Genomic DNA, 17,501 nt, shown 5'->3' with positions numbered 1-17,501 from the left:
TTGCAGTGTCCGCCCGGCTGTCGCAATACACAAACCTCGTTGCGCTATGGGCCGAGAGTCCGGAATGTCAGGGTGCCTGAGCCATTGAGCGCAGGTGATGCTCAAGCGCCCGCAGGCGGGCCGATTCGATCGGTTGGGACGCCGTCAGGGGCGTGCGGTCGATCCGTTGGTGCGACTGGGCGCGCGCGACCTCGCGGCCGGTGAAGACCTCCCACAGCGGTACGCCGTACCCGAGATCGGCAGTTACCCGGTCGGCGTACTTCTCGCTCGCCCGGGACGCCCAGGCAACGACAATCGGCGCGAACACTGGCGAGATCATCATGACGAAGTACCCGTCGAAGCTAGTGAAGAACGCCACCAGGAACACCCCCACCACGAGGAACCCGATCACGACTTTGATCACCGTACTCAGGCCCGGCACCTTCACCCCATGCCGGATGAACGCACCCAGCGCCCGGGCCGGGAGCGAGTACCAATAGATCATCAGCGACAGCCAGCCCGGCACCGCCAGCCGGTGTGCCAGCTCGTGCGCCAGGACCGCCTCGAGATTGCGCGGCGGCAGCGTGTGGACACTCCAGGACGTGACCGCCACGGTCGACCCGGCTGTCTGCGGTGCGGTGGCCTCCGGTCCCTCGTGGATCCACACCCGGTAGCGGTCGGGGTTGACGCCGGCCGCGGCACACGCGGCCCACCAGGCCGGGCCGATCCGGCGGGACTCCAGTTCGGACGGTGGCCGGAGGCGCCACACCTTCCAGGCCAACAGATCCTGAGTGCGCGGGTAGATCAAGCCCGCCCCTGATACCAACCAGACGCCCAGGGCAACATGCTCGATCGTGTCACTCGGGAGCCCAACGAACTGCACCGCCAGCCACGCCCACCACAGCCACGGCAACGCCAGCAGCAGCTCCGTCAGGCCAGCGATGTCCCAGCGTCGTGCTCGGCCGGCCGCCGGCCGTGCCTCGGGTGGTGGGACGATCGGAGCTGGACGAGACGGTACCTGGTTTGTCGGTGGGGAATTCCGGTTGGGCACTGCCGCCCAGCCAGGCAGGGGCTGGCGGGAAGTGGTTGCCGGTCGGGTCGAGTGGTGCGGATTGTTGCTCTCAGCCCCATTCATCTTTCGCAGGGTAGCCACCGCCACCGACATGCGGCCAGCCGTTTTGCAGCTTGTTGCAAAGGGCGCGGAGACGCCTCTGGAGCTTGCCAACGGCAACACTCGCGAGTGCAGATCGAGCACAGCTCCCGCAATGTGAGACCGAAGGCACGATGACAGGCGACCCCGATCAGGCGCAGTCTGGAGCCATGAACGGATCCGTGCAAACGATCAACATCGTCTTCGACGGACCGCCGGCGCCCGAAGGTGGGCGGTTCGTCGAGGTCGAGACCGACGACGGCCACAGCATCAGCATCGGCCAATGGCTGGAGCGCTCAGACGGCAACTGGGCGCTTCGGATCGAGAACGTGCGCATTCCTTCACCCGATGTCGTCAACCGCCCAGACGAGGCGGCGCGCGATGCCCGCGAACCGTAAGCCGCCCAGGCCAGCCGATCACGGGCCTGTCCTCCCGCCGGACCTGGCGGGACCCGTCGAACTGGCCCTCGCCAAGGCGGTAGAACAACTGCCGGGCCGCAACGGCCTTCCCGGCGGATCACGCTATGAATTGAAGTACGACGGCTACCGTTGCGCCGTTGTCCGCTGCAACGGCACAGTCCGCTTGTGGTCGCGGAACGGAACCGACCTGACCGACAAGTTCCCCGATGTCCACAAGGCGCTCGACGCGCAGTTGGAGCGAGACTGCGTCCTCGACGGCGAGCTGGTCGTGTGGAGCGGCGAACGGCTCGACTTCGGCGCACTCCAGCAGCGCATGATCAACAGCGCAGCGACCATCCGGCGGCAACTCGCACCGAAGTGGCCGGCCTCCTACGTTGCCTTCGACCTCTTGGCGATCGACCAGGTAGACATAAGGATGATGCGCCTCAGTCACCGGCAGCGACGCCTCAGCTCATTCGCCACAGCATGGCGACCGCCCCTGCAGCTCTCGCCGGTCACCGACGATCCCGACGAGGCACGTGAGTGGCTCGACGCCTTCAGCTACTCCGGCGTCGAAGGACTGGTCGTGAAGGGCGCCGGTACGCGGTATCAGCCTGGTCGGCGTGAGTGGGTCAAGGTCAATTCTGTGGGGGTCCGAGGGTGCCCGGTTGCTCGGACATCCGTGGTTGGGCTGGTCAGGGCGCTGACGCCGGATGATTCTGTGTGGCCGACAGGTGTCGGGCACAGGCGTCACAGTCTCCGCAAGTCCCTACTTAAGCGTGATGGTGGCCAGCCAGAAGTAGTCGAGCTGGGTCCATTGCACTCCGGCCGCGATCGGTGCGACGTCGGAGGTGAACTGCTCTTGGCTGGGGAAGTTCTTCAGCACTTCGAACAAGCGGCCGTCGTTCAGGCGTCGGCTTTGATAGGTGTCACCATCGTCGCTCGTTCTGGTGATGGGCTGGCTGCTGCCCTCGACATAGCGGTTGTCGAGGACGATCACCCGGCCGCCGGAACCGATGCGGTCGCGCATCCTGCGGGTGAAACGGCCGATCTGGGCTCGGGGCACGTGCGACCAGAAGAAGCCGGCGAAAGCGGTGTCGAACTCGCCGGGTATCGCCTGGGGGTCGAAGGCATCAGCGGTCTGGATAGTGACCGATGCTGGGCCGTATTCGCGTGTGCGGGCGATCTGCAGGGGCTCGTCGTTGAGGTCGGTCGCGGTGACTGCCTGTGCTGCGGTAGACAGAGTCGCCGTCCAGTACCCGGTGCCGGCCGCAACCTCCAGGACCGAGCAGTCACGAACCAGGTCGGGAAGCAAGTTGTGCAAGCGGGCGAGATCTGGCTGCCGCTCGGGCTTGGAGTAGACAGCGTCGTACTCGGTGGCACGTTCGCGGTAGTAGTCGGCGAGCTGGGACATCTCGCGGTGCCTCCTCTCTCTGCGGGGTGACGGACATGAGCATCGGTTCAACTGATGATGGTGCCGATGTGTTGACCAGAACTGATCGCCGCTGCTGCGCCCTGCCGGTCGATGTCGAACACGTGTAGCGGCAATCGGTGATCGCGGGCAAGGATGAAGGCACTTTGATCCATGACGCCGAGGCCCTTATCGATCACCTGTTGATAGGTCAGGCGATCGAACCGGTGCGCCGACTCGACTTCATTCGGATCGGCGTCGTAAACACCATCCGCACCGTTCTTGGCGACGAGCAGGGCGTCGGCGCCGAGCTCGACTGCGCGTTGCACTGCAGGGTAGTCGGTTGTTGTGAACGGTTGGCCGTTTCCGCAGCCGAGCAGAACGATTGAGCCCTTCTCCAGGTGCCGGAGCGCTCGCAGCCGGATGTACGGTTCGGCGAGGTTGTTGATCGGTATCGCCGTCATCAGTCGCACATCTGCCTGGCCGAGTGCGGCGAGCCTTCCACGCAGCAGGACCGCGTTGATGACGGTGCCAAGCATTCCGATGTTGTCGGCCTCGACTCGGTCGATGCCCCAGTCGTCTGCTCGGTTGCCTCGAAAGACGTTGCCGCCACCAACGACCACTGCCACCTGGACGCCGGTGTTACGTGCGCTGATGACCTCGTTCGCGAGGTGGGTCAAGCTGTCGGTGTTGAATCCGAACTGAGCAGAGCCGGCGATTGCCTGACCCGAGAGCTTGATTACCAGCCGTCGATAGTGCGGCATGCCAACTCCTTGCTGCAGGCGATCAGGTTGGAGAAACCGTAACTCACTCCGACCGCTGGTCGGGCTTGGTGAGGTTCACCGGCGGTTGAGCTGGGTCATCAGCTCGCGGCCGGCGGCCCTGGCTGCCGCCAACTCTTCGGTGCGTTCCTCAAGTTGCCGGCGGAGTTCAATGATCTGTTGCTCGCTGTCGGTCAGCCTCTGCTGCAGAGCCCGGATGTCGTCGGGTGCTCCCAGGCCGGTGCTTCGGAACGCTGTCTCCCCGAGTGTTTCGGACAGTCGGATCTGAAGGGCTTCCATCCGACGGTGGAGCCTGATGTTTTGCGCTCGTACGTTGAGCATGTCGGCCCGCATCGATGCGAAGCTGGTTGCGCTGTTGGCAGCCGCTGGCTCGGCTGGCCGGGCCGCGGCCGCCTCCAGTGCGGCGTGCAGGTCTGGGTGGCGGTGGATGAAGCTGCGGTGCACTCTGGCAGCCCGGGCGACCGAGGAGACGGTGATGACGGCACCTTCGGCGCGTAATTGAGCCACAGCGTTCTGGACCTGCAGGCGACGGCGCGCGGTGTCGCGGCGGCGGGACCGCACGAGCGGATTGTCCCCTTCAGTTGCTGTCGGCTGGACCGGGTTTGTCATGGTGTGCTCCGTCCGACCGCCCTGATGTCGCCCTGTTCGCCCGGACCTGGTGGTCTGGTGGGCATGCCGAGGCTGACAATCTGCCGGGTTGTGCGTAGCACCTTGACCGCCTCGGTGATCTGGTCGCGTTCCTCGCTGGTCAGCTCGTCGACGTGATGTTCGACCCTGCGGATCAGCGCACGGACCTTGTCGATCTCGGTGTCGCTGGGGGTGGCTTCGGTTCGGGCCCAGGCCTCAAGTTCGGTTGCGGCGAGCACGCGTTCGCGGTCGGCCAGGAGCCGGTCGAGGTGGGCTCGCAGGTCAGGCAGGTAGGACACGTCGGTGCGGAAGTGGCCGCAGCCCAGACAACGGAACCGGAAAGGGCAGGCTCCACCGCCGGCCTGCACGTTGGACGGCTCAGTGCAGACGCCGTAGGGGACGGCGATCTGCCCCACCCGCATCCGGGCTCGCTCGCTGTCCAGCAGCGCAGCGACCTCACGCCAGAGCCGATTGCCGGATCCGTCGAACTGGTGGTCGGCGACCCGGTTGACTGCGGCGCGCGTGCGGACCTCGGTGATCCGGTAGTAGGCCTCCGTGGAGTGGACGCTGCGGTGTCCCATGAGCTCGCGCAGCACGTCGATCGGGGTGCCAGCGTCGGCATGGCGCTGTGCGTAGGTGTGGCGGTAGGCGTAGGCCACCACAGCAGCCGCCGGGAAGACGCCCCCGTCGGACAGGGTGAATTCGGGCAGGCGATCGATCCACTCGCGGTGGAGGTTGGTCAGCGTTCGTGCTCGCAGCGACGAGGTGCCGTCCGGGTTGGCGGTGACCGCCGGCAGCAGCACCAACTCGGGGGAACTCGTATGGGAGAAGGTCTCCTGGACACGGGCCTGCTGGTCACGGATCAGTGCAGCGGTGCGGTCGGCGATCGGCAGGCGCCGCTGCAGCCGGTTCTCCTTGTAGTCGTTGTAGATCAACACGTACTTGCCGTCGCCATCTCGGTCCAGGCAGTCCCACGGCAGCTGGCACACCTCGTCCGGGCGCCGTCCGGTGTCCATCAACACTTCGACCGCGACCCGGGCGGCTCGGCCGCTCATCGCCTCCAGCAGGGGCAACGCATCACTGAGCGCGTTCATCACCTCGTTCGGCATCGCCCGGCCAGGGCCGGAGATACGGACAGGCGGTGGGACATCGTCGGTGCGGATACTGAACTCACCGGGCAGTCCCGCAGCGCAGCCGCCCGGCAGCGCCATCCCGAGATCCCTGCCGTCACGCAGCACGGTCCGGACATGGCGGACGATCTGCAGCCGCCGGTTCGGCGACACCACACCGGTCTTTTCGAGGTGAGCCAGCCGCGCGAGGAAAGCCAAGATGTCGGACCGGCCCAGCGTCGTGTGATCGAGGCCCTCGTCGTCGCGGCTCAGGCGCAGGCTGGTCGACAGTTCGGCTAGTGACCCGACATGCGTTCGCACCACCCCGCCAGCTTTGTCGCCCCGGCGCCGTGGCAGGTTTTCGCTCGACCAGTGTTTCGCGATCTCCCGCAGCCACGGCTGCACCAGCACGGTGAAATCCAGCCGGCCGGCCGCACCCAGGATCACCAGATCCCACCAGTCCTTGCGCTGCTCTTCCAGCGCAGTGGTTGTCGCGCGGTTCGCCTCGAGGACAAAGCTAGCCACCAGCGTCCTGAGGTCCTCGCCACATGCGCTCGGATCTATGTCCCGCAGGCTGCCGAGCTGCTGAGTCCGCGCGGCCCGTGCCAGCCGGTTCACTTGTGACGGCCGGACCTGCTTGCCCTGACCCGCGCGCAGCTGCACCCCGGCCAACATTTCAGCCACGACCAGGCGGTCCAGGCCGCGCAGGTTGGCGACACCGGCCACGACGACGCCGTGCTCGGTGCGGCACCACTGCTCGAAGTCAACCTTCAGGCTGGGCCGGTCCTCAGCACCCCACCGCTGGGTATGCCGAGTGCACAGCCCCCGGCTGCCGTAGGCCAGCATCAGGCAGGCCACGACCCTGCACTCGCCCCAGCTAGCTAAGCCGGTCACATCCGGCCGAGCGACGAAGGTCTTCACCGTGTCGGTGTTGAGCGGCCCGTAGAGGTCGGCGCAGCGCCTCCGGTGGCTGTTGCACAACCCGTCCTGTCGAGAATGCATCGGACGCTGGCACCCACCAACGACGCAGAGCCGCTCGTCGACCAGCCATCGGGGCGACGGGCGGCCCGCCCTCGGCGATGCGGCGGCGATGAACTCCTCGACGGACAGGCCACTGGCCTGCTGCTTGGTGCGGCACTTGCAGCAGATCACCTTCCGGAAAGCCTCGACCTTGCAGCCAGCGACCGAGCACCCCGACCACCCGAGCAGCCGGTGATCCTGCGGAGGCCGCAGCAACTGCAGATCCCAATCCCAGCCAACCTCGGCCAAGAACACCGGATCCAGCAGTGTCTCCAACCTGGTGAGACGGGTATGCCTCGACGACCCGGTCGACGCCGCTGCGATCGCCTTGGCGTGCGGCAGCACAGTCACGAAATCCCCGCCGAGCCCCGGGCCACGTTATCCACCGCGGCCCGCAGTCGCGTCGTCGAGGGATGCAGATAGACCTGGGTGGACAGCGGACTGGCATGCCCAAGCAGCGCCTGAGCCTCGTCCAGCGTCCCGCCGGCCTCCAGCACGTTACTCGCGAACGCATGCCGCAGCATGTGCGGGTGCACCGGCCGGTCAAGGCCAGCTCGCCGCGACAACGCCGCCAACAGCTCGTTGATCGCACCGGGCCGCATCCCCACACCCAACGGTGGCCGGAACAGGTTCACCAGCACGAAATCGCAGCCGAACGCTGCCCGGCAGCGGTCACGCTCCCAGCAGTAGGCGTCGTAGGCCTGCACCACCAAGAAGTCCAGCGGCACCACCCGCGGGTGCCGAGACTTCGCGACCGCACCGTTTGGCGCGTCCTCACGGCGGACCACGTGCAGATGCTCGCCGCCGACATCGCAGCCTGCCGACGTCGACTCCAGACCCACGTGCATATCCGGCCTCCGCAGTCCCGCCACTTCGCTGCGTCGAAGCCCGGCTCGACCGAGCAGCACCACGATGAACCGGTCCCGGGCCGATCTGCACACCTTCAGCAATGACACTGCGTCCGAGTCGCTGGACCTCCCCGCCGGTCGCTCCGGCACCGACAAGCGATGTCGAGGACGCGCGACATATCGCAGACCAGTGCGCTCACCACTCAACTCAGCAGGAGACCAGCGGTCATCCCCCACCTCGTAAAGGGCAGCCAACGCCCGCGCCGGTGCATCACCGCTCACCACCGCGTGCTTCATGAACTCGCGCACCGCGGCCAAGACTGCGTTGATCCGGCGCGGCTGGCGGACCACGACCTCGGCCCGAACGACCTCCACCCCTAGTGAGCGAGGTCCCGGGGCATGCCGCAGCCACAACATGAACGCGCCGAGCCGGTCGACCGCGTCCCGCCAGTCACGGTGAACCTGTTGGCACCACCGCAGATACAGCGCGGTGGCGGTGGCATACGCCCTGGTCGTGCTCTCGGCGCACCCTCGCCCGAAGCGCATCTGCTGCAAGAACGCATCCGCCTCCCGATGCACGTGTAAGTCCTCGTCCAGCACTGTCCAATACCGCTGACCGGACGGGAGTCGGACCACAAACGCCTGCATCTCCAGCTACCTCCACGACAGGCCCACGCCCAGCACGCCGGCTACGAATCGCTCAACCTAGGTGGCGCCGCGCCGCTGCGTCCGCACCCGACGGTCGGGTGTCGCGCACACCTCCGGAACGGGCCTAGATGCGACAGTGCACGACGGTTTCCAGACCCCGATGAAGGGTCAAACACCGCGACACGATCGAGGTGATGTGACTGGCAGCATCGAGCGCCCGGAGGTAGTCGTGTGTGGCCGCTACCGAGGAAGTGACCTGGAGATCGTCGGGCGGACCGTTCCACTCAACCCATCCCAGGCCAAGGAGCTGGCATCGGTCCTCAAATCAGCAGGCGATCGGCACCCCTGGCCAGACGAGATCAGCGCCGGGCACTGGGGCCGCGCCGCCAAGATGGTCCCGATAATCAAGGTCAGGCCGCTCGTCGTGGCCGAGGTGGCGGCCGACGCCGCCCGGCAAGGCGACCACTACCGACACCCGCTTCGATTCCATCGAGTCCGCGGCGACCTCACGCCGAATGATGTGGACCGACTTCCGGCGTAAGCCTTCGCTCGGGACCGCGCCGCACCGTACGGCCAAGAGGGAGCTCGAAATCCACCTATCGAACATATGTTCGCCTTTGTGGCATCCTGGGTTTCATGAGCAGGTTCGAGGTGTGCGGTGACGCCCACCGTGGGTTCGGAGTGTCCGACTCGGCGGTCAGCAGGTGGAACATGCCGCTGGATCTCGGCGAGGCCGAGGCCACGGAGTTGGCGGCCGACCTGAACGCCAGGTATGACAGTTACGGCGAGCGCGGACCCGAGGCGGTGCGTTGGTGCAAGCCCTCAGTCCCGGTCGCCGTCAGGCGATGGAGGCTGGCCGGGACAATCGATGTGTGGATCCGGGACCGCGGCGAGTGGTACGGCAGGGTCTGCGACGACAGTGGGCGGGTCCGGTGGTACCCCGCCGACGACCTACGTCCCGCCGGAGAACTGCCAGCTGAGAAGGCAAGCTGATGACCGGTTCCGTGATCAAGCTCGAGGCTGGACCCGGACACGGGCAGATCTACTTCGAAGCGGATTTCCGTGACCGCATCAGGTCCGCCCATCGGATGGGGCGGACCGAGGCAACCGGCCCCGGCTGGGCGCTCGGCTACACGCCTGGCCCCGGGAACCTGTGGGTATGGCAGGGTGGCGTGAACTGCCACCCCGCCGACCCAGAAGATCCCGACCTGGCCCCGTACGGCGCTGCCTTCCGGGGTGGCACAGGACAACCTGTGGATAACGCCAACGACGCCTGCCGACTTTCCGGCAAACTAGACACGTCGCCGGCCGCGGCCAGAGACCACTCGCAGGCGAGCCGCTGCCCGCACAGTGTCGAGGCACGAGGCCCTGAGAGCAGGCACGCCCCGGTCGGCGACCCAGTCAGTGGATGGGTTGCGGCCCGAGGCAATAGAGCGAACTAGCCCGAGATCCGGCGGCCTGCTCGGGCGCCTTGGCTGCTAGTTATCGCCGTCCAGTGCGGACGCCAGGAGCGCCGATGCCCCTGCCGATCCCCAGGTAAACAGGCTGACGTCGCGAGGGCTCTGATCGACGGTCTTCCGGTCGAAGGCCACTAAGACGGGCTCACACTCGGGCAGCGCGAGGCAGTAGACACCGTCCTCAGCAGGGTCGGGAGTTAGCCACTGATCGATTGCGTGGTTATTGACTAGTGCGGCCGCGAGATCAGTAAGGGTGGCGGAGGGATGAAGCTCGGGGACGGCGAGTGTCTGCCTCTCGGCGTCGGACAATCGCACAGCACCGCTGGTGGCGTCGCGGACCTGGCGCTTGAGTTCGTCGACGGCTTTCTCAACGGCTTTGACGGTGTCATCGCCTGGCACAGCCATTGCGGCGGCGCGAATCGCCTCCTCGGTCGCTGCAAGGACGGGCTGAGCGTCGCCAACGATTTCGGTGAAGTTTCCGAAGTCCTCGCGGATGCCGGCGTAGACGCTCTGCTCTACTGTGCCGGCGTAGAAGTAGTTGCTGATAGTGACGACCGGGTACGCGGCGCCGATACGGTCGATGCGGCCGATACGCTGCTCAACCCGCATGAGATTCCATGGCATGTCGTAGTTGAACAGGCGTCCGCAGGTCTGAAGGTTCAGGCCCTCGCTCATGCTGTCTGTGCCGAGCAGGATCCGGATTTCGCCGTCGCGAAACTGCTGCTTGAGCTCGCTCTTGCTGATTCGGGCCCAAGTACCGGTGTCGGGATCCCATCGCTCGCCACCACGTCCGGAGTAGCAGGCGACTCGTTGATAGGAGCCAGCCAGACGCTCACGTAGGTAGTCCATCGTGTCGGTGTATTGGGTGAACAGGACGACGCTGTCGTAGCCGGCGCTCAGCGCCTCGTTGAGATCGCCGTAGAGCTGGTCGGCCTTCGTGTCCTGGCCGCCGAGTGCCTCAATATCCGCGATGAACGAGTCGAGCTCGCTGATCTCCCTCCCGAGCAGATCGTCCGCGGTTGGGTCGTCGACAACCATGTCGGTAGGCAGGTCGGCGTCCTCAGTCTCGCGGCGGTCGTCGGAATCGAGCAGGTCGTTCAGAACGAGGCCGCGGCCGGCACGCAGTAGGTCGCGTCGGCGAGTGAGCGATAGTCGGACCGCCTCGAAGCTGCTGGTCAGCCGCCGCTGGTAAACGGTCATGATGAATCCGAGAGCGCGGGTGGCCTGGCTGGTAGTGCCAGTGGTTAGGTAGGCGTTGTAGTAGCGACTGATGTAGCCGTCGATCCGCTCGTATAGGGCCCGCTCTGGCTTGGAAAGCTTGATGAACTCGTCGCGGATCTGCCGTGTCGGGATGGTCAAGTCCGGTGGAAGAAGCCCGTTCTGCTGATAGCGGCGCATAGTCGCCCGGGTGTGCCGGAACACGCGGTCGCGCATCGGAGTGTGCGCGCGCAGCCACTCGTCCACGAGGCGCTCTTGAGTTTGGTTCCAGGCCATGACCCGGTGGCGCGTCGGCGGGGGCGGCTCGTGCAAGCGCAGCACGGTCCGCGAGCGGACTGGACCGAGCTCATCTCGGACGCGAGTCCGCAGGGCCTCGTCGACCGAGGCACCCTCCGCGTCGAGCTGGTCGCGCAGCATCCGCGTCAGCGTGCTCCAGTCGCGCTCGGACGCCGGGCGTCGGAGGTCGGCGTAGTAGCGAACGAACTGGTCAGCCGACTCGGCCCACGCACCGGGCAAGCTGAGCAGATCGATGAGGTCCCACGCCTCGTGTGGGGCCATCTGCATCGGTGTGGCTGATGCCAAATAGAGCGCCTTCCACGCGCCGGTGTCCTTCATCACCTGCAGCAGCGAGAGCAGCGCGTTAGGCGTCCCCGTCGACTTCAATCCTTGCCGGCGGGCGTGGTGCGCCTCGTCGACGAGTACCACGTCCCACGGCGCGGCGGCAAGGATTTGCGTGCGTCGGTCGTTGCGACGGGCCAGGTGTGACGAGGCGAGTAGCACTGGCGACGCCGACCAGGGGTTCGCCGACGGGTCCACTGAAAGCGGTCGGTTGTGCCGGTCGAGGAACGCGCCGCCCTCGTATCTAGGCACATCGAGCGCAATCTTCTCGTGCAGCTCCTCCTGCCACTGCCGGAGAACACTCGCCGGGACCAACAACAGCGCGGTCTTAGCCCTGCCGGACAGCAACAGCTCACGCAGGATCAGCCCGGCCTCGATCGTCTTGCCGAGGCCTACTTCGTCGGCGAGTAGATACCCGCGCGGGTAGGTCTCGACGGCGCGGACGGCGATGAGCTGCTGGTGCGGGAGCGGCTCTACGCCTGCGCTTGCGACGCCGACCATGGTGCGGGTCAGCGGTGCATTCATCACCTCGATGAGCCGGTCCAGATCCGATCTCCGCTGCCGCTCTGCGACATCCGGGTCGTTCTCTCCCGTCGTGTCGATGTCGGTCTGACCGCCGCCGAGCGGGTCATCAGGTACGTCCCAATCTCGCAGCCGAGGGTCCGCATCGTCCAGGGGAGGATCCCAGCCGGGCGGGACGATGCTGACGAGCTGCTCGCGCACAGCCTCAGGCACCGGCATGACCGCCCAGCCCGAGTCGGGCGTGCCGGTCCAGTGTTGATCGAGTCGGCGTACCACGTCCGCGCCGTACAAAGCCCACACGGGATCGTTCCAGGACCAGTAGACGTGGAAGGTCTCGTGGTTGCCCGTCCAGCCGGCAACGGTCTCGTTGTCGCTACCCGAGAACGCGATCTGCCGGCCGAGCTCATCCGTGAACAGCCCGTACTTCGAGTGGAAGTATCGGCGCGCCTGTTCCGGTCGCAGCGGCTTCCCGAGGGCGTCGACTGGGACGCCGACGCGCATTTCCAGCAGCCCTTCTCGCAGCATCCACGCGAACAACCGGAGGTGCTCACGCTGCACGATATCCACGCCGTCGGTCAGTGGCTGGAGCCGTAGCCGGTCCGCGACAACCCGATCCAGCGGCTCCCCGCGCAGGACCGCGTCCACGTCCTCTTCCGACAGTTGCGCGCCGACGACCAGTTGCATCTGCCCGCGGCGTGCGACGAATGGGGCGAAGCCCGCTGCTGCCCGCGCCAGGACGGCTGCGTTGAAGTAGCCGACCAGGCGCCGGTACTCCTTCGCTCTCGCGAGCAATGGGACATAGAACCGCGTGAGCGGCTGTTCGCCTGTTGAATAGGACGGCTGGAGCGGAACCTCCTGGAAGTCCGACAGAGGAAGCGGGCGGGGCTCCGGGCCAGCTTCGGCCGGCGCGTCGATCCCGGGGGTGGTCAAATCTGGTCCTGCGCGAAGAGGTCCTCCTGCACTGGGACGGCGTCGACCGGATCTGACGGGATTGCGATGCCAGGCAGGTAGGCCGTCGCGATGCGCTCGAGCGCCTCAGCAAGGGGGATGTGGAACGAGCCGTCGCGCGTACGGGTGCGCGGGATGGCGTTAACGAGCGCTTGGAACGCTGCTGTGAACCTGGTGTCACGCATGAGCGCGGTCCGGTCCAAAAGCGCCTTAGCCGCGGCGAGGCCGTCGTTGTCGGCGACGTAGCAGACGGTGTGGACAGCGTCGATCAAACTGGTGAACGAGGCGGCCAGCGCGCGCACGCCGGGGAGGTCGTCGTCGCTGCCGCGGAGCCGCACCCGTTTGTCCGGATTAAGCAGCGTGACTGTGCCCGCCTTTTTTTCGATCAGCTTCGCTCGGGCGAGCTCACCCTTCTCGACATCCAGTCCGACCGCGAGCGCCAGCCGCCGAGCCTCGTCGAACGTCGCGGTGTCGTCTTTGATGACGTCCCAGAACGCAATCACAAAATCGGTGAGTGCGTCGAATTCGACGGGGTGACCGACAAGTCGTGCACGCTGGACTCGCACAATCTCTGATCGAGCGATGTTCAACGCCTCCTCCGGGCGGAGGAGGCGAGCACGGCCATCGTCCGCGGCCTCGCTTGCGAAAACAGGCCAGTGCCGGCTGACGACACTGAGGGTAGGACCGTACGCCGAGAGCATCAGGTCGACGCCGTCGATGCCGTCGCCGCGGAACCTGGCTACTGCCTCGCGCGCCACATGTCGGACGTCACCCTCGATGTCCTCCAGGTAGACATTCCCGTGTTCGTTCATACCGACCCTTGGCCGCTTGCGACAGACCAGCATGATCGTGCTCGCCGCGGAATTCACCCCCGACTGGTGCAATGAGTGCTCCGCCTCGGTGTTCACTGGCCAAGAGGCCTCGATGGTGAAGCCGGCATTAAGCAGACCCATGCCGAGGGTGTCCCATGCCTCGGCACGCTTGTGCGTGAACATCACAGTCAGGACGCCGTCGTCGCGGAGGACTCGGTGTGCCTCGGTAAAGATGGCCGTCATCTTCGCTTCGTAGTCAGCGTCGGCCAGCTCGCGCATCCGCTTGCCGAGATGCGCGAACCGGGATGCGTTCGCGACGGCCTCGTTGTCCTTGTCGGCCATGTCAGCTGGAAAAAGATCCGGGGCCACCACGCCGATGGTTCGCTTCTCCCAGACATAGAAGAAGTCGCTTAGTTCCGCATACATCACGTTGTCGTAGTACGGCGGATCCATGCACAGGTGGGCGACGCTGCCCGTCGAAAGGCTCGGGATGTCCGCCGCGTTGCCCTGCGTTACGACGATCTCGCGCGGGCGCGCTTTCCCAGTTATGGGGTTCTGACCGGTCATCGCCATGAGGTTGGCGAGCCCTTGGTAGGCATCGAGCAACTGCTCATGGGCCCATGCGCTGAGCGCGGTGCCCTCGAACTCCGCGAACGACCACTTGAAGGAAAAGTCGTGCCGCGTGAACACATGGGCGATCTTCTGGCGTGTCGAGTCCCACCCACACGACTTCGCGTTGTAGTCCAGCGACTTGCCCTGCATGGTGCCGAGGAGTGTCAGGACCGCCAACGCGCGATCCTCCGACATTGCGTCACGAACCTCAGGCACGAGCCGCCTGTACTCCTCGACGAACGTGCCGTGGACGAGGAGTTGGCGTGCGGTGAACATGTCGGCGAAGCTCCGCATGCCGAACAGCCGAGGTCTCGATGACCTGCCGCGGTCGCCCTTCTCTGCGAGTTCCTCAGTCGGCAATACATCCGCCATCGACCAAGACGGGCGCAGCTCACTAAGAGCAGATTCGGCCATTCGCACGGCATCGAGGTCGGCCGGGTTGGGGGCCCGGAATATCCGACTGCCATCGGACGCCTTGCGCGCGATCACCGCGTAGAGGGTTGCCGTCATGCGGCCCGACTGAGCTTCCTCCTTGATGTACGCCTCGTCGATGACCTGGTCGTCCCAAGGGGACAGACCGTCACCGCGCTTGACGGTGCCGAACGTAGGATCGAAGTCGATTTCGTCGCCCCGCACGATCTCGAACTCCGGCGCATCAAGCTGCCGATCGCCTCGCTTCGTCACGATTCGGACGGCCACACGCTTCCCGGTCTGGGAGCGCAGGGTCCAGTCGGGGACGAGCGGCACGGGCTTGCCGGTGCGCGGGCACGCGACTGTCTGGGCCCAGATGTAGGTGGCGACCTGCTCGCCCGGGTGCGACGGGAAGAATCGGGCTATGCGCTCCTGAACGCGCGCCGCAAGCGTGCCGCCCCACTTCTGAAGGTCGTCGACCAGGTCTGGTCCGAACTGTGCGGGGTATTGCACCCCACTGCGGAGAACGGCAGCCGCAACGCCGTTCAGGTCGTTTGCGTGAGTCCGCAGACCCAGGCGCGCCGACGCGAACGGGATGCTGCCGCCTCCGGCTGTTACGTCTGCGACCAGCGGGTCCTCGTCCCAGGTGTGTCGTAGAACTGCCGCAAGAAGACCCAGATCGGCCGCGTCAGGATGGTTGCGGAATGCCTGCTTGTACGTGTACGGGTTGGGGATGCGGACACCGCTCGCGACGGCCGCGTTGTACGCGCGCCGGGCGCGAATCGGGTCGCCCCAGATTCCTGTCAGGTGTTTGAGCCAGGAGCGGTAGGCGTTCTCGGACTGGATCTGCCGCGCATCAGGGAACGCGGATGCAAGATCGGGCGTCCACGCAGGCATGAGTCCAGCGAGCACGACGCCGGCACTCGCTACGAGCGGGCGGCGGGCCCACCAAACGTGCAGGAAGGACAGCGGAGGGAGCGCGCTCGCGGCCGCACGCTCGCGGCGGGCCTCGATGCCGAGCTCGGCCATCGGGAGCCAGTCCTCGATGAGAACGCGTGGGCCTGTCACCGTCACTCCTCCGCCAGGAACAGCCGCAGGGCACGTCGGACCCGGTCGGCCCCGGGGCCAACGGCCTTCGCGTACCAGTAATAGGTTTCCTCGGTGCTCATAGAGGCGACGCCTGCAACGATGTGGCGGATGCGCGTGGGCTTCGTGATCGGTTGTGCTGCCAGCAGGGTCAGCGCCAGGCGGACACCGGCGGCTTCGTCGAGTGGGATTGGCGTCTTCCGAGCCGCGGTGAGGACACCAGCCTGGTGTCCACTGGTGCGCACAGCGGTGACGACGGCGTCGAGGATACGCGCTGTCTGCAGCGGCGTCGCATGGGCGACAGCCGAGGTCAGTGTGCGCTCGCCGTTGGCGTAGGACTCCTCCAGCCGGACACCGTAGCGGTCGCCCTCGTCGGCTGCAGCCCGAGCGCGCTCGATAGTGAGCCGGAAGGCGCGGACGCCGGCACGGGCGTCCGCGTGGACCGCGGAGAGGCCTCTTTCAGATCTGCGGCTGACGGCAGTCATGCGGTGTTCCCATCGACGGTGAGCTCGGCAGGTCCGAGGTTCCGGATGATTGAGTCGACGTGCTGGTAGGCCGGGTCGTCGGGCATGACGCCGTCCTCGCCGAAGTCGACAGTCAGGGTGAGGTTTCCTTCGACCTCGCTGGCGGCCTTGAGTAGCGGTCCAAGCTTGGTGTTGGCCTGCTGGTAATGCGCCTTGTCGCCCTCCAGCCGGACCTCTACGGCGCCGTCCAGCCCTGGCAAGCTGAGCGCGACATCGACGCCGACATGGATGTTGTGCTTGGGCATCTGGGCGAGCGCCATTCCGAGTAGGTCAAGATCCTGCAGTCCCGGGCTGGTGTCGGTACGGACGGCCAGCCGCATCTCAACGAGCGGCTTACCTTTGTCAGTGAGGTCGTCGCGGAAATTCGTCAGCGCGACCCCTGCTGGCCCGGTCTTGGCGTCGATCCGCTTAGACGCGGGCTTCGCCACCGCGGACTCAACGCCTAGACGGTCAGCTTCGAATCGGGTGAGGACGTGAAACGTGTCGAGGCTGCGCTCTCGAATCTCCTTCACGCCGAGCGCCTTGACACCGGCGGCCGGTGTGGCGTCCGTGACGACAAGCTTGCCCTGCCGGAACGCCTCGGCCAGCTGTTCGGCGACCTGTGTCTTCGTGGGTTCCTTTTGGCACCGACCCTCCAGCGCCGCGCGCAGTGCAGGACCGGTCGTTTCCTGACTGACGCAAGCAAGGACGTCGCCGAGGGTCGGGGCTCGTCCAAGGATTGCGCGGCTGACAGCCTCGTCGGCGGTGTAGAGCTCGACGGTGTCGGAGAGCTGGACGGCCGGCGTGGCTGACGTTGCCGTGTAAGCGCGTTCGGCGGCGGTGTCGTAGTAGACCCAGCCGTCGTTTGTTATGCCCTTCTTGATCGCGTCAGTGAGCAGCGTCGTGTCGAGCAGGAGCAGCGCGGACTGGTCGCGCCAGAACCAGTCGGACAGCTTCTTCGTCGTCGTCGCCGACGGGCTGTCCCAGGCACGATCGCGCAGCCAGTTGGTCGGAATTGGCTCCGTTCGGACCTTGCCCTCGTTGACGAGGAGCTCGCGCACGGTACGGACGACGCTCCTGGCGACGTCGCCCTTCTGCGCGGGCGGGAGCTCACGGTGGGCGAGATGTTTGCTGCTCGCGTCTTTTACCGGGTAGTACACGTGTTTGTAGCAGCGGGTAACGGCGATGCGCGCGTTGAGACCACTGTCGTCGTACATGGTGCGGACTTTCGCTTTCACCTCGTCAGCGAACGTTGCCAGCCGCGCTGGTTCCGTGACGAGCGCTTCCAGCGCGAGCTGGGACCGAACCCGGTCCTTGAGGTCCTCGACGGCGGCGGTATCGG

General features: G+C 66.2%; 13 protein-coding genes and 1 pseudogene. 4 read left to right on the top strand and 10 right to left on the bottom strand.

Annotated elements, in window-relative coordinates:
• Positions 1-67: 67 nt before the first annotated feature.
• Positions 68-760 carry a M48 family metalloprotease gene (locus ACWCOV_RS09765; RefSeq protein WP_449828829.1) on the bottom strand — a complete coding sequence of 231 codons (693 nt, stop codon included), beginning with the start codon at positions 758-760 and terminating at the stop codon, positions 68-70.
• A gap of 539 nt (positions 761-1,299) precedes the next feature.
• Here ACWCOV_RS09765 and ACWCOV_RS09760 point away from each other — a divergent pair.
• Positions 1,300-1,527 (top strand): hypothetical protein, encoded by a 228-nt coding sequence (locus ACWCOV_RS09760; RefSeq protein ID WP_449828828.1) that lies wholly within the window; start codon positions 1,300-1,302, stop codon positions 1,525-1,527.
• Positions 1,478-2,107: pseudogene (locus ACWCOV_RS09755) on the top strand (ATP-dependent DNA ligase); the annotation flags it as partial. The gene ACWCOV_RS09760 and the pseudogene ACWCOV_RS09755, both read left to right, overlap by 50 nt.
• 189 nt (positions 2,108-2,296) lie before the next feature.
• Here the strand turns inward: ACWCOV_RS09755 and ACWCOV_RS09750 are convergent.
• From ACWCOV_RS09750 to ACWCOV_RS09730, 5 genes are all read right to left on the bottom strand, one after another.
• On the bottom strand, positions 2,297-2,941 hold the full coding sequence (locus tag ACWCOV_RS09750; protein ID WP_449828827.1) for a class I SAM-dependent methyltransferase: 645 nt from the start codon (positions 2,939-2,941) through the stop codon (positions 2,297-2,299).
• 47 nt (positions 2,942-2,988) lie between these two features.
• Positions 2,989-3,702 carry a UMP kinase gene (pyrH, locus tag ACWCOV_RS09745; protein WP_449828826.1) on the bottom strand — a complete coding sequence of 238 codons (714 nt, stop codon included), beginning with the start codon at positions 3,700-3,702 and terminating at the stop codon, positions 2,989-2,991.
• Positions 3,703-3,777: 75 nt separating this feature from the next.
• Positions 3,778-4,329 (bottom strand): DUF6262 family protein, encoded by a 552-nt coding sequence (locus ACWCOV_RS09740; RefSeq protein ID WP_449828825.1) that lies wholly within the window; start codon positions 4,327-4,329, stop codon positions 3,778-3,780.
• Complete coding sequence (locus ACWCOV_RS09735; RefSeq protein WP_449828824.1) at positions 4,326-6,827, bottom strand: tyrosine-type recombinase/integrase; 2,502 nt, start codon at positions 6,825-6,827, stop codon at positions 4,326-4,328. Before ACWCOV_RS09735 ends, ACWCOV_RS09740 begins: the two co-directional genes overlap by 4 nt.
• Positions 6,824-7,924, bottom strand: coding sequence for a tyrosine-type recombinase/integrase (locus ACWCOV_RS09730; protein ID WP_449828823.1), 1,101 nt, complete (start codon positions 7,922-7,924; stop codon positions 6,824-6,826). Before ACWCOV_RS09730 ends, ACWCOV_RS09735 begins: the two co-directional genes overlap by 4 nt.
• A gap of 244 nt (positions 7,925-8,168) precedes the next feature.
• On the opposite strand from ACWCOV_RS09730, the gene ACWCOV_RS09725 reads away from it, so the two are divergent.
• Both ACWCOV_RS09725 and ACWCOV_RS09720 read left to right on the top strand, forming a co-directional pair.
• Positions 8,169-8,513: a hypothetical protein gene (locus ACWCOV_RS09725; protein WP_449828822.1), complete on the top strand. Its 345-nt coding sequence runs from the start codon at positions 8,169-8,171 to the stop codon at positions 8,511-8,513.
• 95 nt (positions 8,514-8,608) lie between these two features.
• Positions 8,609-8,965, top strand: coding sequence for a hypothetical protein (locus ACWCOV_RS09720; protein ID WP_449828821.1), 357 nt, complete (start codon positions 8,609-8,611; stop codon positions 8,963-8,965).
• A gap of 485 nt (positions 8,966-9,450) precedes the next feature.
• On the opposite strand, the gene ACWCOV_RS09715 is transcribed toward ACWCOV_RS09720, so the two are convergent.
• The 4 genes from ACWCOV_RS09715 to ACWCOV_RS09700 all read right to left on the bottom strand — a co-directional run.
• Positions 9,451-12,717: a DEAD/DEAH box helicase gene (locus ACWCOV_RS09715; RefSeq protein ID WP_449828820.1), complete on the bottom strand. Its 3,267-nt coding sequence runs from the start codon at positions 12,715-12,717 to the stop codon at positions 9,451-9,453.
• A complete protein-coding gene (locus ACWCOV_RS09710; RefSeq protein WP_449828819.1) occupies positions 12,714-15,599 on the bottom strand; it encodes a DUF1156 domain-containing protein in 2,886 nt (961 codons plus the stop codon). The genes ACWCOV_RS09715 and ACWCOV_RS09710 overlap by 4 nt, the downstream gene beginning before the upstream one ends.
• A gap of 41 nt (positions 15,600-15,640) precedes the next feature.
• Complete coding sequence (locus tag ACWCOV_RS09705) at positions 15,641-16,141, bottom strand: DUF7680 family protein (RefSeq protein ID WP_449828818.1); 501 nt, start codon at positions 16,139-16,141, stop codon at positions 15,641-15,643.
• Positions 16,138-17,501: hypothetical protein (locus tag ACWCOV_RS09700; protein WP_449828817.1), on the bottom strand; the 1,364-nt coding region annotated here is incomplete at its 5' end. The genes ACWCOV_RS09700 and ACWCOV_RS09705, both read right to left, overlap by 4 nt.

Source organism: Kribbella sp. NPDC002412 (genome assembly GCF_053592935.1).
The sequence above is the reverse complement of the archived record's forward strand: the minus strand, read 5'-3'. Positions and strand labels throughout refer to the sequence as shown.